Annotated in this window: 12 protein-coding genes and 3 pseudogenes; 5 read left to right on the forward strand and 10 right to left on the reverse strand. The window is 36.3% G+C overall.

Going from position 1 to position 15,190, the window contains the following annotated elements:
* Positions 1-77 precede the first annotated feature (77 nt).
* Positions 78-476: a hypothetical protein gene (locus PSA_RS23695; protein WP_059365074.1), complete on the forward strand. Its 399-nt coding sequence runs from the start codon at positions 78-80 to the stop codon at positions 474-476.
* A 68-nt stretch (positions 477-544) separates the two neighbouring features.
* On the opposite strand, the pseudogene PSA_RS26690 reads toward PSA_RS23695, so the two are convergent.
* Positions 545-916 (reverse strand): annotated as a pseudogene (locus PSA_RS26690) (group II intron maturase-specific domain-containing protein); the annotation flags it as partial.
* Positions 917-928: 12 nt separating this feature from the next.
* Positions 929-1,789, reverse strand: coding sequence for a group II intron reverse transcriptase/maturase (gene ltrA / locus PSA_RS23700; protein ID WP_231665509.1), 861 nt, complete (start codon positions 1,787-1,789; stop codon positions 929-931).
* Between the two features lie 559 nt (positions 1,790-2,348).
* Here ltrA and PSA_RS23705 point away from each other — a divergent pair.
* Complete coding sequence (locus PSA_RS23705) at positions 2,349-2,726, forward strand: hypothetical protein (protein ID WP_127924108.1); 378 nt, start codon at positions 2,349-2,351, stop codon at positions 2,724-2,726.
* 195 nt (positions 2,727-2,921) lie between these two features.
* On the opposite strand, the gene PSA_RS26695 is transcribed toward PSA_RS23705, so the two are convergent.
* Together PSA_RS26695 and PSA_RS26700 are read right to left on the reverse strand one after the other, a co-directional pair.
* Entirely contained in the window at positions 2,922-3,179 is a 258-nt protein-coding gene (locus tag PSA_RS26695) for a group II intron maturase-specific domain-containing protein (RefSeq protein ID WP_231665543.1), read from the reverse strand.
* Positions 3,180-3,329: 150 nt separating this feature from the next.
* Positions 3,330-4,079, reverse strand: a pseudogene (locus tag PSA_RS26700) (reverse transcriptase domain-containing protein); the annotation flags it as partial.
* Between the two features lie 574 nt (positions 4,080-4,653).
* Between PSA_RS26700 and PSA_RS23715 the strand changes: the two are divergent.
* From PSA_RS23715 to PSA_RS24980, 3 genes and pseudogenes are all read left to right on the forward strand, one after another.
* Complete coding sequence (locus PSA_RS23715) at positions 4,654-4,905, forward strand: hypothetical protein (RefSeq protein ID WP_042145224.1); 252 nt, start codon at positions 4,654-4,656, stop codon at positions 4,903-4,905.
* A gap of 365 nt (positions 4,906-5,270) precedes the next feature.
* Complete coding sequence (locus tag PSA_RS23720) at positions 5,271-5,474, forward strand: hypothetical protein (protein WP_042145226.1); 204 nt, start codon at positions 5,271-5,273, stop codon at positions 5,472-5,474.
* A 1,054-nt stretch (positions 5,475-6,528) separates the two neighbouring features.
* Positions 6,529-6,702, forward strand: a pseudogene (locus PSA_RS24980) (IS66 family transposase); the annotation flags it as partial.
* 315 nt (positions 6,703-7,017) lie between these two features.
* Here the strand turns inward: PSA_RS24980 and PSA_RS23725 are convergent.
* From PSA_RS23725 to glgC, 6 genes are all read right to left on the reverse strand, one after another.
* On the reverse strand, positions 7,018-10,428 hold the full coding sequence (locus PSA_RS23725; RefSeq protein WP_052379969.1) for a PKD domain-containing protein: 3,411 nt from the start codon (positions 10,426-10,428) through the stop codon (positions 7,018-7,020).
* Positions 10,429-10,972: 544 nt separating this feature from the next.
* Complete coding sequence (locus tag PSA_RS23730) at positions 10,973-11,434, reverse strand: DUF1456 family protein (RefSeq protein WP_042145228.1); 462 nt, start codon at positions 11,432-11,434, stop codon at positions 10,973-10,975.
* Between the two features lie 103 nt (positions 11,435-11,537).
* The gene (locus tag PSA_RS23735; protein WP_082305892.1) at positions 11,538-11,831 is read right to left on the reverse strand and encodes an ATP-binding protein; all 294 of its coding nucleotides are present in this window, start codon (positions 11,829-11,831) and stop codon (positions 11,538-11,540) included.
* Positions 11,832-12,113: a hypothetical protein gene (locus PSA_RS23740; RefSeq protein ID WP_059365076.1), complete on the reverse strand. Its 282-nt coding sequence runs from the start codon at positions 12,111-12,113 to the stop codon at positions 11,832-11,834.
* Positions 12,114-12,304: 191 nt separating this feature from the next.
* On the reverse strand, positions 12,305-13,858 hold the full coding sequence (locus PSA_RS23745; protein ID WP_042145234.1) for a glycogen synthase: 1,554 nt from the start codon (positions 13,856-13,858) through the stop codon (positions 12,305-12,307).
* Between the two features lie 14 nt (positions 13,859-13,872).
* Entirely contained in the window at positions 13,873-15,180 is a 1,308-nt protein-coding gene (gene glgC / locus PSA_RS23750) for a glucose-1-phosphate adenylyltransferase (RefSeq protein ID WP_042145235.1), read from the reverse strand.
* Between the last annotated feature and the right edge of the window lie 10 nt (positions 15,181-15,190).

The raw sequence follows: 15,190 nt of genomic DNA on the forward strand, positions 1-15,190 counted from the left end.
TGTTTACACTTTCAATATGGCACAAATGCCAATTGGATGGGGAGTCCATATCATTCGTTAGTTTTCTGGAGTTCACAATGAACGATATATATAAATTAAGTATTTTAGCACTTCTTTCCTTTATCTCTGGTTGTGCTGGTCTGACAGGGTTTACTGGTGCCGATTCTGGCAATAGAGTTGGTGAGTGGGTTGAATATAATGTCAACCACCCCGGGTTGACTGTAAAGATTATCGAACCATTTAGTCAGGAGCTAATGCCAATTTCTACCATAGGTAAAACGTCACCATCTCCTTTACGACATACTGTAAAGTTCGGCAGACAATCAAATTTCCATAAACTAGAAATTATAGGCAGATACCACAAAGATTTGTACCTTGATGGTAGGTTTTATGGTTCTATCTGGACGGGCGATGTAGTCATAAAAGATGGTGTAATGTCGATCGATGGTAAACTAATATCAGAAATCGAAAACTAATCGGGTAGCCGGAGGTCTCTAACCTCCAGCCCCCACACCACCCATCATGCGGGTCCGCAATGGGCGGTTCATCTCCCGTAATGAATCTTTATCCAAACATCTCTTAATGATACGAGTCCTTGTTTAGCCAAAAAATCATTGTTGATCGCTATATTGATCCCTTTGGTTTTTGTGCTTCTACCAGATCCCTTACTTGTGATGCCACATGAAATAGCTAAATATTCACTCACTCCTAGTTTAATTAAACTTCTCACCTTTGTTCGTGGCTTTCGCCATTGACGCCAATAACACATACGCAATCGACGTCGTATCCAAGCATCAAGATCAACCGCGAATTGATAAACATTGGCTATCAAAAAGTAATCCCCCCAACCACGTAAAAATTGTGTGAGTTTATGAATTTGTAGTGTCATAGATATACCCCAATTACGATTGGTGAGCTTCCTGACTTTCTATTTAAATAACTTTAAAGCATTGTCATGTATTTTCACCTGTGCGTAACGAAAGGTAAAACCTAGAAACTTCGAGCCTGACACTGGGCCTACTCGACTTTTAGATTCATTTTCAATCAATTTCAAACGTTTGGTAATGTAATGACTGATATCCTTTTTGACTTGAGTACTCTTACTTTGAGTTTTCACTAAAATGATAATATCATCGGCATAACGCGCAAACTTGAGTTGCTCATTAGATAGCTTCTTGTCCAATTCATCTAATAAAATGTTAGATAGTAATGGAGACAGTGGCCCACCTTGCGGTACGCCTTTATCCGATGCAAACCAAAGACCGGTTTCAACTTCTGCTATGCCTGCTCGTAAATATTTACCGAGCAGTCGCATGAGTGATTTATCTTTGATTTTACGACCAATGCGGTTCATTAACATGTCATGATTTACTTCATCGAAAAACTTCGATAAATCAATATCAACCGCAGTCTTAAAACCTTGTTTAACACAAGATTGAACATAACTTACTGCCTGACTTGCTCTTTTACCCGGGCGATACCCATAACTATGAGATGAAAATAGTGGTTCAAAGTACGGAGTTATTACTTGAGAAATGGCTTGTTGGATCATTCTGTCGATAACAGAGGGGATCCCAAGTAATCGCTCACCACCATCCGATTTGAGAATACGTACCCGTTTAACCGGAAGAGGTTGGTAAGTCTCATCGAGGATCTTAGATTTAATTTCTTGCCAGTGTTGCACAGCAAACGCGTTAAACTCATCGATTTTCATGTTATCAATGCCCGGTGCGCCTTTATTGGATTTTACATGTTGCCATGCTGTGCCAATGTTCAGGTCGCTGAGCATTTGGCTACTACGCCGTCTGCTGACTTCTGTTTAATCACTTATAAGATTACTCAGATAAGCGCGATTGATTTGTTATCTTATATTCGCTCAACCAATTCGATAACTAAACTGATTGCCAAGGCTTGATCGACCAGTTGCCTCACTGGTTACTTTATCAATTGCATGTTAAACAGATCTCCCCGGATAATTGCATTCACTTTCTCTGCACTGCTGCATCATTTACGGTAGCCGTTAGATCACTTGGCTTCGTTGTCTTGTGCCAACTTGCCTCCAGCCTACGCCTAGTATGATATTTTTGTTCATCAGATCGCAGATTTGCTAGCGGCTTCCTCCGGACTATCTCTCACGATTTAGCCCTTGCCATTCGCTAGTAGTTAGCGTTTAATAACAGCATGTTAGTAAACGGTGATCTTCCTACAGAGGACTTTCACCTCATTAGTAAATGCCCATGCCGGGCGTACACAAGTCAAAGCACGCGGACTTGGTAAAGCTGTCACCTTTTTTGTTCCAAAAAAGCCGCCAACTTCACCAAGCCGGTGTTTGAGGCGTTATGTTTCTAATGGCAGATCATATTTTTAATCTATCTATAACAATAATGAGGAAAAACTCTATGAAAAAACTAATCACTTTATTAACTTTTTTATGTGCCGCATCGGCTCAAGCTGCTGTTGTAACATCAGGGCCTGTAGAACTTGGGAATATTCAAATTATTGATGATGCAAATCCTAGAGTATATCTAGGTGGTGTTACTCTTGATGGAACAGCTCTTGGTTGTGACAATAACATTCCAGTTATCCTCCTCAACACTTCACGAGGTGCTTTAATGTATGAAACATTACTTTCTGCCAAAAAAGCTGGTCAAAAAGTTAACTTAGTTGCGAGCAAATGCTGGGATATATACTCTACTCCTATAGTTTACTCGATTTACACTCACTAATTAGTAGTAAAAACATAATCGGGTAGCCGGGGGTCTCTAACCTCCAGCCCCCACACCACCCATCATGCGGGTCCGCAATGGGCGGTTCATCTCCCGTAATGAATCTTTATCCAAACATCTCTTAATGATACGAGTCCTTGTTTAGCCAAAAAATCATTGTTGATCGCTATATTGATCCCTTTGGTTTTTGAGCTTCTACAAGGTCCTTCGCCTAAAGCGCCTACTTTTGGTACTTGTGATGCCACATGAAATAGCTAAATATTCACTCACTCCTAGTTTAATTAAACTTCTCACCTTTGTTCGTGGCTTTCGCCATTGACGCCAATAACACATACGCAATCGACGTCGTATCCAAGCATCTAGATCAACCGCGAGTTGATAAACATTGGCTATCAAAAAGTAATCCCCCCAACCACGTAAAAATTGTGTGAGTTTATGAATTTGTAGTGTCATAGATATACCCCAATTACGATTGGTGAGCTTCCTGACTTTCTCTTTAAATAACTTTAAAGCATTGTCATGTATTTTCACCTGTGCGTAACGAAAGGTAAAACCTAGAAACTTCGAGCCTGACACTGGGCCTACTCGACTTTTAGATTCATTTACAATCAATTTCAAACGTTTGGTAATGTAATGACTGATATCCTTTTTGACTTGAGTACCCTTACTTTTAGTTTTCACTAAAATGATAATATCATCGTCATAACGCGCAAACTTGAGTTGCTCATTAGATAGCTTCTTGTCCAATTCATCTAATAAAATGTTAGATAGTAATGGAGACAGTGGCTCACCTTGCGGTACGCCTTTATCCGATGCAAACCAAAGACCGGTTTCAACTTCTGCTATGCCTGCACGTAAATATTTACCGAGCAGTCGCATGAGTGATTCATCTTTGATTTTACGACCAATGCGGTTCATTAACATGTCATGACTTACTTCATCGAAAAACTTCGATAAATCAATATCAACCGCAGTCTTAAAACCTTGTTTAACACAAGATTAAACATAACTTACTGCCTGACTTGCTCTTTTACCTGGCCGATACCCATAACTATGAGATGAAAATAGTGGTTCAAAGTACGGAGTTATTACTTGAGAAATGGCTTGTTGGATCATTCTGTCGATAACAGAGGGGATCCCAAGCAATCGCTCACCACCATCCGATTTGGGAATACGTACCCGTTTAACCGGAAGAGGTTGGTAAGTCTCATCGAGTATCTTAGATTTAATCCCTTGCCAGTGTTGCACAGCAAACGCGTTAAACTCATCGATTTTCATGTTATCAATGCCCGGTGCGCCTTTATTGGATTTTACATGTTGCCATGCTGTGCCAATGTTCAGGTCGCTGAGCATTTGGCTACTATGCCGTCTGCTGACTTCTGTTTAATCACTTATAAGATTACTCAGATAAACGCGATTGATTTGTTATCTTATATTCGCTCAACCAATTCGATAACTAAACTGATTGCCAAGGCTTGATCGACCAGTTGCCTCACTGGTTACTTTATCAATTGCATGTTAAACAGATCTCCCCGGATAATTGCATTCACTTTCTGTGCACTGCTGCATCATTTACGGTGGCCGTTAGATCACTTGGCTTCGTTGTCTTGTGCCAACTCGCCTCCAGCCTACGCCTCATATGATATTTTTGTTCATCAACTCGCAGATTTGCTAGCGGCTTCCTCCGGACTATCTCTCACGATTTAGCCCTTGCCATTCGCTAGTAGTTAGCGTTTAATAACAGCATGTTAGTAAACGGTGATCTTCCTACAGAGGACTTTCACCTCATTAGTAAATGCCCATGCCGGGCGTACACAAGTGCCTAAACTAAGGACGAAAAAACAGCAGGCTTGCGCTCCTTCGTCGCTAATTTTAGCCTGCTATTTCCGCCTGTTAAGTCGGGCGTTATAAAGCATAATGATATTTCGTGAAAAAATTGCCACCAAAAGAACTTTGTTCGTTGTTTGCTGTAGTAGGTTTTGGAGCTGGTTTATTATTAGGGTTATTTGCATATTTTTACTCTTTGATTAAAGGTGAGGGATTTTTGTATGCTTCAATAAACCTAATAGTACCCCCATTTGCTTATATGGTTAGTCTACTTATCACTTCAGCGTTTGGTTATCCTTTTTATTCTTTGTTCTGTTCCAGAAAGAAAAAGGGAAAAAAAGCTGATGAGTAAATGCAATATAAGTCATTTGAAAGGACAAGAAACAGTTTGCTGTTTTCGTTCCTCAACATTTTAGCAAACAATTTTTTGCCGCTTAAAACGGCGTAGCGGATACAAATCACTGTAAGGCCGAAATATGGTAAAAGTGAACTGTACAAAATACCCCAGATTGATGCGGTTATCCGCATCAAAATAACTAAGTGTGCTCGGTTTTGCCGAGCAAAATATAAAATTTTAAAAACCCGACCATTGAATACAAGATTGTAAATGTGTCTTTGATAGACGGAAAAAGTCCGTGTTAAAACACGGAATAAATCCGCCTATTAAGCTTTTATGTGTTTCAATTAGTTGCTTAAAGAGTTACAAGGAGTCAAATTATGTCTAATACAGCGATTAATAAATTCTGTCCTCGTTCAGGAAAAATAGTTGAAGTTGATTCTCTAGCACTGTATCGCGGATTTACTGTTGGTTTTTGTAATCCTGGCTGTAGGGACGACTTTGCTGGAAATATAAATGTTCGCCCAAACGACACAAACTACTTTGATGTACTTATTAAGGAAAATGAGTTGGCTCAAAAGTAATAAACACATACAAGCTAATAAACAAGAACAAATAACTGTAAGGCCGAAATATGGTAAAAGTGAACTGTACAAAATACCCCAAAGTGATTCAAAAGCGCCTATATTTTGATTCGTCGACCTAACAAAGCGGCTTTATAGGCCGCATTACATTGTTTTATTAATAAGGTTTTATCACTCAAAACCGTGCAAAACATATATATTTTGATTCATTGCTAAAAATAGCTCCAATAAAAGTCTTATATATCAATAATAGTAGTTCTTTAAATTAGTAAAAATAAGTCTCACTTTGTAACTAATAAAGTAGCTGAAGATAGTTAGATAATAAATGATTCAACAGCTTTTTATGATTTGTTTATTGTTAATCCTGCATTAAATTTAACAAAACGAATAAGTATTCCTAAACCTTAACTCTAATAATTGTGTTTTATGGGTTATGGGTTATGGTAAATCACTACAAAAGTTTAAAATAGATGATGTAACTTAGCGTATTGTTTATGTCAGACTTAAAAAATTAAAAAACAGGAATAAAATGCAACGTCTGTGCTATTTGCATTGAACAGTCATTAGCTTCTTTTAAAAATTAAAATATAAAGCAGTGTATTGCACTGCTCGACTAATCTTGTTTATACTAAAACTCGTTAAAGAAGGAAAGATTGATGTCTTGCTCTGTCCTGCCAAAGCTGAAGCCCCGACTTTAAAATATCCAAAAGAAGAAATAGGTATTCAACGTATGTTTTTTCTCTTCCTTTTATTCTAACTGGCAATATCAAGGTGCATCATCACTTTCAGATATGCAAATAGGCATAGGGAACGATACGTCTATTGAAGAGCTAAACGATTATGTCAAAACCCACCCTGAACAATTTCAGTTTCAGCCTTATCTTGGTCGTTATATAAAACAAAGCATAGGCAAACTTGATAAAAAAACGCATTGATGCTTTGTTATTTACCTACAATACAACCATGCATGAGTTAAATAAAATGCAACTTTCACATACATATCGCAATGCGGGTTGTGTTAATACGACAAATATTTATATGGCATTTACGCCCCAAGCACACAAAGAAAATATCAGGATGTTTTAGAAGTATGCAAGGCGCAGAGATGTTTTGTTTGATCAGAAGCTATTTATCGACTTGCAGAAAACAATATGTATCTGCAAGCCTATCTCTTGAATTGCTATGCAAAAATCAGCCAAAATATTCTTTAGAAGAACAAGCCCAATAATGGCAGTTTATAGGAAAAAACCAAGCAACAAACACTCCTTGTTCAACAAGCTTTTATAGGTGCATTTTCAAAAGCGATATATATCCGTATCAATACTGAATTTCTATTATCTGAAGATCTGGTGGGTGTCTGATTTTCTCCTTTAGGTATAAGTAAAGGGATGGTAAAAGAAATGGGGGCGCAATTGCATATTACCGATAAATTAGTGCTTTGCAGGATATTATGTCGTCAAAGTATTTCAGATCTAACGGTTTAAAAAAATGGATAACCTAAGTTACCCATTTGTAAAAACAATATTTTACTTAATGACTTATTTTATCGACAGCCAGCAGCATCCATATCAACAATAATCGTTGAACCAGATGCCCCTCCTGATACTTTTAAATAAGACCAATAGTTAGTGCCTGCTGCAACATCGATACACGTTGTTGTTGAACCAGATGCCGAAGCATCGTTACTATTAGTACTTGGCCAGCCACCATTTTTATATAAAATATCTAGATTACCTTGACCATGACCTGTTGTGATAGCAATCTTTTGATGATTATTTACTTCAGGGATACTAAACCACATGGTTGAAGCATTACCTAAACATGCCGCAACACCATTTTCTAACCTACCACTCGTTACAGCATTTTTAGTCGCACAAGCATCAACTAAGTTAGTCGTTGGTATTTTTGGAGATATAGTCACATCTGCTGTATCTGTATGTGAAGCACCTTGATTATCAGTTACTGTTAAAGTGACAGTATAACTGCCTGCGCTTGTATAAGTATGTGTCGGATTGATAGCGGCACTTGTATTATCTGATGAGTTTGTATCACCAAAGTTCCACGCGTAAGTGGTAATTGAGCCATCAGCATCAGTTGAACCTGACCCGTTAAAGTTAACTGAATCACCCAATGTTGCTGTATATGAACCATTTGCATTTGCAACAGGAGCCTGGTTTGTAGCTGATCCTACTGTAACAGTATAATCTTCCACTTCACCATCACCTATGTTGCCACAAGGGTTTGTTGCAGCACTGCCATATTTCATTGCTATGCGCATACGAGCCGATTTACCAGCCAAAGAACTTGGCATTGTAATACTAGCTGTCACTTGATTCTTTCCTGATAAACCTGATAATAATTTTTCATTATTAGTGAATGTGCCATCTTCATTTAAGTCAACCCAAGCTGTCCAATACTCTGTATAGTTACCACCAGCAGTCAATGCAATAGGATTGTTTCCAATAACCATAGGAATAATAACAGATGTATTATCTGCATAGCCTTCTTGTGAACTTGCATGTGAAACACCTGATGATGAAACATTAGCTATCCACTCGTATCCTGTATTGCCTGAAGCTGAACAATAAGAAATATCAGTGATAGATGCATTTGTTGTTGCAGTAGCAGTTAAACCACCGTTATCAGTTACGCTTAATGTAACTGTATAATCACCTGAAGCTGCATATGTATGTTTTGGATTTGGTTGAGAGCTTGTATTACCATCACCAAAGTGCCAAAGGTACGTGACAATTGCACCATCGGGATCAACAGAACCATTACTATTCATCGTTATTTCTTGACCTGAAATAGCTGAATATGGACCATTAATTTGTGCTACAGGCGCTTCATTTGATGCTTGTATTATGACATTTGCAGTATCTGAGGCTGTGTTACTATCATTATCTATTACGGTAAGGGTTGCAGTAAATGATCCTGTTGTAGCATATGTATGCTCAGGGTTAGCTAGGTTACTTGTATTGCCATCACCAAAATCCCATAAGTAACTTTGAATACTGCCATTTGTATCAGTAGTACCTGCGCTACTAAATATTACTTTTTGTCCCAATATTGCTGTATATGCACCATTTGCTTCGGCTAAAGGTAAATCAGAACCTAAAGAACGCTCATAATAAACTCTAAAAGTTGCATTGCTGTAATCTAAGAATGGTTCAATCATCACATTGAGTTCGCCACCACCGGCGTTTAACTCACAAAATTCACTTAATCTTGGGGCACTGAATGGCCCACAATCAAATGTTGTTGTATCTGGAACACTATTCATGCTTGCATACATATCAGGATCACCCGTATAACCCCCTGCAATAACAACAACAGTTCTTGTTGCATCTGAAGGAACTTGATATTGATAAGTTTTTACAGCGTCACCTTTTTTTGCGCTTAGGTTTGTTTCTTCAGCTAAAAATACTCTCTCGCAACCATTACATAAAGTCTCATCATCTACCGCTAAAATTTGTAAACGTGCATTAGAGTAAGCAGTAAAAGCATCTACCGTAGTGTTATATTCAAGAGTTGATGATGGTGCAGAAACAGTAACTAGCTCTGGCACACCTTTAGATTTGAATGAAATATAATCAGCAGTCCAAGTATCACCATTTTTAGCAGGTACACTACCTTTTGATACATACATATCAGGATCTTCTGTATATCCATCTAAGTAAAATGCAACTGCTTCTGTGCCACTTGGAATATTTACAACATGATTATCAACATTGCCTTTAGCCGCAGATAAATTAGTAACCTCAGTAATTAAAGACCCTGTAGGCGCAATATCTAATCCAGAACCATCCCAATAATGATCAGCTGTACTTGTTAAGTCAGATAAACCTGTCGCGATTAAGTTTTCATTTGACCATAAAGTTGCACGAGCAGGACCATGTAATGCCGCAGTCATTCTTTGAACCTGACCAGCTGTATACATGGCATAGTTATCAGAATAGTGCATAAAGTTTTCTGTATTTGTCGGCTGACCCAAACAGTTAAGTGCATTGTTTTGTAAAATACTGCTGCTCATTTGTGGTGTATCACAGTTATTATCACCTGTTGCTGCACAAAATGCTTCTTGATGGACAGAACAAACATCGCCGTCAAAAGTATGAGGTAAGTTTAACCAATGACCAAATTCATGGGTAAATACAGAGCGGAAGTTTTCGCTTGAATTTTTACCTAGGAAATTGCCGTTATACACAACACGTGACAAGCCTGCTTGAGACATGTTTAATTCTGGATACCATGCAACACCCGAGCTACTTGTTGTGCCATCATTATATAAATCTTGCTGAATATAAATATTCATATATTTGAAGTTATCCCATGCATCTGCAGAGATCTCACTATCAAATTTTGAACCGTCACCATATCCAGATTTTGCACCATGACGCACAATACCGTTAGTAGGGTTACCATTTGGATCTTTTTTAGCTAATACAAACTCAATGTTTAAATTATCACGGATCGCCTGAAACTCTGCTGCAATCGGACCATCAAGTGTATTTGTACCAAGAAAATCTTCATTTGTTCTATTTAGACCATCTAAAATCTTAGCTTCTGTTAAACACATTGCACTTTCGTCAGTACAGTTGAATTCATTACCATAAACATGAAATACAACAGGTATGTAATAGCGACCGGCGATTCCATTACCAGCTGCAGCTTGTATATCTGCACTGCTATTTGATAGTTTTTGTAAAACAGCATTCGCTTTACTTAATTTGTTTTCAAGTTGAAACTTATTGTTTTTTTGAATTTGATTCCAGTCTTGCAAGTTTGTATCTGTGCCACATACGTTACCTTGCTGGTTTTTTGTGTGTTGCGTTGAGTTTAACTGTTTTTTAAGTGTATTAATGCTTAACTGGTTTGAACCGGCCATTGCAGAAACACTGGTTAATGCGAGTAAAGCTGACATTAACTTAGTTGCATTATTCATATAAGACATGGGTTTTCCCTAGTGCTAATTAATTTATTTTTATAAATGTTGCACTTACGTTTGCTTTTAAGCAGACATAGACCAAATATCATTATGCTAAATTCAACAATATGACCCAGGTTAACTCCATTAAGCCTTTACAGCGAGAGTTAAAATTATGGCAAAGATAAAAGGTACAACATGGATAATGTATACAATATTTAATATTGATGCAACTTTATATTTACAATTTAACCTAAATTGCTGACAGGTTTTAATTTATAAGATTAATTGTTGAGTATTATGAAATAAAAATGGGTGCAAAATAACATTTTTATGAGTGATGCAAGAGAAGGTGAATATTGTACTAATTTCAATTTAGTTAAGGTAATGGGCTAATCTAAATTAGGACAAACTTAAGAGTATAGCGTTATAGTTTCAGATTAAATCTAAGTATCCATGTAGACACCGTAGCTATTGCATATTTAGACCATGTATTTATTGTCAGTGGTTTAATTCAAGACCACCTTAGTAGCAGCCTTGAATTTTAAATGGTAGCTAAATAAAATAGGATCTATTTAGTTGAGTTCTTTAATGTAACGCCTTTCATAAAACAAGCTAAGGTTTGAGCTGTACATTTTTTATAATGTTTGTTTGCAGGCTTCCTGAAAAAAGCACTGATTTCATGTTTACTTAATTCTAATCCCGCGATTTGAAAATGCGCAATTAAATCTTCCGCTTTTAAATTAAGGGCTATTTTTAATTTAGTTAAAATGATGTTGTTATTAAGTTTAGCTGATAATGCTGGTAGACCTTTTTCACTCGGGCCACGTTTAAAAACAATATAACCATTAAGAAATGTTTCTAAACTTTTATCATCTAGTGGTTCAGACGTTTCTTCTTCTGATTTTAAAATCCATGCGTTTAATTGTTCAGCCGTTACTTCTTGGCTAGCCAAGGAAAATATTTCAAGCATTTCCTCGGTTGTATGATCAAAGATTGTGTGAATTTTAAAAAGTAGATCGTTATTTGTCATTTATGTGTTCTCAATAGTGTTTAGGTCTTTAAAATGCCTAAATAGAATTCAGGGATTTTAACAGGTTTAACCACAAACACATAAAAATATTAAACCGTTGATATTATTTAGGCAATAAAATTTCAAAAGATGAACCATGAGATGTATGAACTAACTCTATTTTTCCATTGAGCTGTAAGGAAATTATTTTTTCAACAATGCTTAGCCCTAAGCCATGCCCTTTTTTCATATCGGTAGTAAAAAAAGGATTGAATATTTTATCTCGAATATTGGCGGTTATTGCGCCGACATTACCTGTATAGGCTAATTGCAAATGAGAGTGAGCTTGTATCGCCTCTATATTAATAACTCTATTATTAGTCTCAGGTTCAAATGCATGTACTAATGTATTATTGATTTAATGTGTCAAAACTTGTGAAAATAAGTTATTACATGTTTTGAATATTAAGCTGGTATCACATTTGAGTTTAATTGTGATATTCAAAGCGGTAATTTGGTTTTCTTTTGTTTTTAAGCAATTTGATATTAAATCTGCAATATTATATTCAGTGAGAATACCTTCATTTTGTGCAATAGAAATATCTTTATAATCATCAATTAATAATGCTGAATTATTTTTAGAAAAAACTTGAATCTGATTTCCATTTAACGACATTACCAGTACAACAGGAATATCCATCAATTGTGCAATAACAGTTAAGGTGGCATTTCAGTTAGATATGAGCTGTGCGTTAAGTTCTTGGTTCAATTAAATTCTAATTTAGTAACTGTTTATTATGAAATTATAGACTGATTTATAATTATTTTATGCCTCTAATTAAATAATACAGATATCATAATTTATAACGTCTGTATTATTAAAATTAAGATTTAATAAAGTTTTTCTAAATACATCTGTGCACTATCTTGCCAATTAAACCTTGATTGTTTAGCGTTTTTTACAATTTTTTTCCATTGAGAAGGCTTTGATTTAAAAATATATAATGCCTGATTAAAAGCAGTTACTAAATTATTTTGCTGTTCAATAATCGAATTGCCATTAAAACAAAAACCATTTTCTAAATGTTTAACAGTATCTTTAAGTCCGCCTACTGAATGAACTAAACAAGGTTGCCCGGCTCTTAATGCTAACATTTGGCTGATCCCACATGGCTCAAATGAGCTTGGCATTAAAAATATATCCCCTAATTGATATAGTGCGTCACTTAAGTTTTGACCATAACCATTCAAAAATAGAAAGTTATCGTGTTTTGCCATAAGCTGAGTTAATTCCAGTTCAATTTGTTTATCCCCTGAACCTAGAATAATCATTTTGCCTTCACTGGCATCTAGATGACGTAATATTTGTGAAAAAGTGTCAGGGCTACCGATATTTTGTCTTAATAAAAGCACTTTTTGATCTGTTAATCGACCAATACTAGTAATTAATGGGCCATCAAAAGTACCGCGATTAAGCCAGTCATTTATACGCTCACTTGCTATATAGTGAACACTTTTTAAATGTGGTTCTATTGACATCCAAGCTAATACAGCGCTTTTAGCGGATTTTAATAGCGTTTCATTTGATACTTTAACATTTGGTATATTTTGATAATCACAGCCATTTAAAATACCCACCACTTTGTCATTAAGTGAGGCTTTTTTCAGATCTAGCTCTAACCCTTCACCACCAAAAAAACCTTGATTAAAATTACTTTGTTCTAACACTTCTAAAGCGTATGTAGGTGAAACTAGATGCACTTTATCTGCCAAATTAATTGCTGCACGCATTGGATTAAAACAATGAGGGTATCTTGGATCGCATATTAGTTGACCATCATATGATAAAGATGAAAACCAATGTTCTAAACTTGATTCATCATGTTTAAAAGGACGGATCCCCTGTAAAGCGAGATTGTGTACTGTGTAAACCGTATGTATTTGTTTCAGTTCATGATATTTTTCGTTGTATTCACATAAAACAGCAACAAGTGCACTATGCCAATCATGAAGGTGTAATACATCTGGCATTATTATATGTTGCTCATAAATACCTTGTGCAACAGCGGCGCAAAATAAAGCATATTTTGTTGCATCTGATGAAAACGGTCTATCAGAGGGATCATCTAAATAAACACGCCCTATGCCACCAGAAGTAAATAAAGGGTGGCTTAGAATGAGTTGTCTTACAGCTAGCTCCCCCTTGCCTGTGAATATTTCATGTAAAGTAATTTCTTCATGGTGACCTGAAAATGGCACATAAAAGGTTGCTAACTTATTTGATTCGTAAATATGAGTGTAATTTCCATAATCAGGAATAATTACATCTAAGTCATTGCCAAGATTGGCAAGTGCTTGCGGTATATCTCTTACTACATCAGCAACACCACCAACCTTCGCACCTTTAATCGCATCATTTTCTGCCGCGACCATTAATATTCGCATATCCTTGATATTCCTTAAGCTAATTCAGCTACTTGTTCAATATTTTGTGTAGATTGTTGTTTTTTCTCTAAAGCGATAAGCATATCTCTGGTAACTAAAACAATGCCTTTTTTTGAAACTCTAAAACCATTTTTAATATCTTGATCTAGGTCATAGCCTATTTCTAAATTATCAGGAATTTCACAACTTCTATCTATAATGGCACGTTTAATTTTACAATTTCGACCAATTATAGCTGCTGGTAAAATAACACTTTCATTAATCTCACAAAAAGAATGCACATGCACATTTGAAAATAATAAAGATTTTCTAACTGTTGCGCCAGATATAATACAACCACCAGAAACAGTTGAATCTACAGCCATTCCGCGCCTTTCGTCATCATCAAATACAAATTTAGCGGGTGCTAATTGTTCTTGGTATGTCCAAATTGGCCAGTTTGCATCGTATAGGTCTAGTTGAGGTTCAGGAGAAGCAAGCTCCATATTCGCTTCCCAAAATGAATCTAATGTACCAACATCACGCCAATAAGGTTGACCTTCATGGCCAGGATCACTAAATGGGAATGCAAATACATTATGCTCTTCTATAATTGCTGGAATGATATCATGGCCAAAATCTCTACCTGAACCTTCTCTTTGTGCATCTTTTTTTAGTTGCTCAAATAAAAACTCAGTATTAAATACATAATTTCCCATTGACGCTAAACATGTACCTGGTTTTCCAGGAATAGAAGTTGGACTAGTTGGTTTTTCATCAAAACGTTTTACGCGGTTTTGTTTATCAACTGTCATTACGCCAAAAGTATCTGCAGCCTCTTCCACATCAGTTTCGATGCAACACACTGTCATATCAGCATTAGTTTCAACGTGTTTTGCAATTAAAGCACCGTAATCCATTCTATAAACATGATCGCCAGATAATATCATCACGTATTTTGGTAACTCATGACGAATAATATCCATATTTTGAAAAACAGCATCAGCAGTACCACAGTACCAATCATCACCATATCTTTGAGATGCAGGTAAAATTTCAACTGATTCACCCAGTTCTTTTTTAAAATGACCCCAAGCACGATTAACATGACGTATTAAAGAGTGAGATTTATATTGTGTGGCAATCCCTACTCTTCGTATTCCTGAGTTAATACAATTTGATAGTGGGAAATCAATGATCCTGAACTTACCACCAAAATATACAGCGGGTTTAGCACGCCAATCAGTGAGTTCATGTAAACGTGAACCACGACCACCAGCTAAAATTAAGGCATATGTTTCTCTAGTTAAGTTACTAATATAACGATTTTCATAATTTGGCATTTTTAACTTC

The sequence above is a fragment of the Pseudoalteromonas sp. '520P1 No. 423' genome, assembly GCF_001269985.1.
GTDB lineage: Bacteria > Pseudomonadota > Gammaproteobacteria > Enterobacterales > Alteromonadaceae > Pseudoalteromonas.

What these genes read in the sequence shown, in the direction of transcription:
- PSA_RS23745 (WP_042145234.1), bottom strand. Translation starts at nt 13,858, where the DNA reads ATGCGAATATTAATGGTCGCGGCAGAAAATGATGCGATTAAAGGTGCG.
- PSA_RS23705 (WP_127924108.1), top strand. Translation starts at nt 2,349, where the DNA reads ATGGCAGATCATATTTTTAATCTATCTATAACAATAATGAGGAAAAAC.
- PSA_RS23740 (WP_059365076.1), bottom strand. Translation starts at nt 12,113, where the DNA reads ATGGATATTCCTGTTGTACTGGTAATGTCGTTAAATGGAAATCAGATT.
- PSA_RS23730 (WP_042145228.1), bottom strand. Translation starts at nt 11,434, where the DNA reads ATGACAAATAACGATCTACTTTTTAAAATTCACACAATCTTTGATCAT.
- PSA_RS26695 (WP_231665543.1), bottom strand. Translation starts at nt 3,179, where the DNA reads ATGACACTACAAATTCATAAACTCACACAATTTTTACGTGGTTGGGGG.
- glgC (WP_042145235.1), bottom strand. Translation starts at nt 15,180, where the DNA reads ATGCCAAATTATGAAAATCGTTATATTAGTAACTTAACTAGAGAAACA.
- PSA_RS23725 (WP_052379969.1), bottom strand. Translation starts at nt 10,428, where the DNA reads ATGTCTTATATGAATAATGCAACTAAGTTAATGTCAGCTTTACTCGCA.
- ltrA (WP_231665509.1), bottom strand. Translation starts at nt 1,789, where the DNA reads ATGCTCAGCGACCTGAACATTGGCACAGCATGGCAACATGTAAAATCC.
- PSA_RS23695 (WP_059365074.1), top strand. Translation starts at nt 78, where the DNA reads ATGAACGATATATATAAATTAAGTATTTTAGCACTTCTTTCCTTTATC.
- PSA_RS23720 (WP_042145226.1), top strand. Translation starts at nt 5,271, where the DNA reads ATGTCTAATACAGCGATTAATAAATTCTGTCCTCGTTCAGGAAAAATA.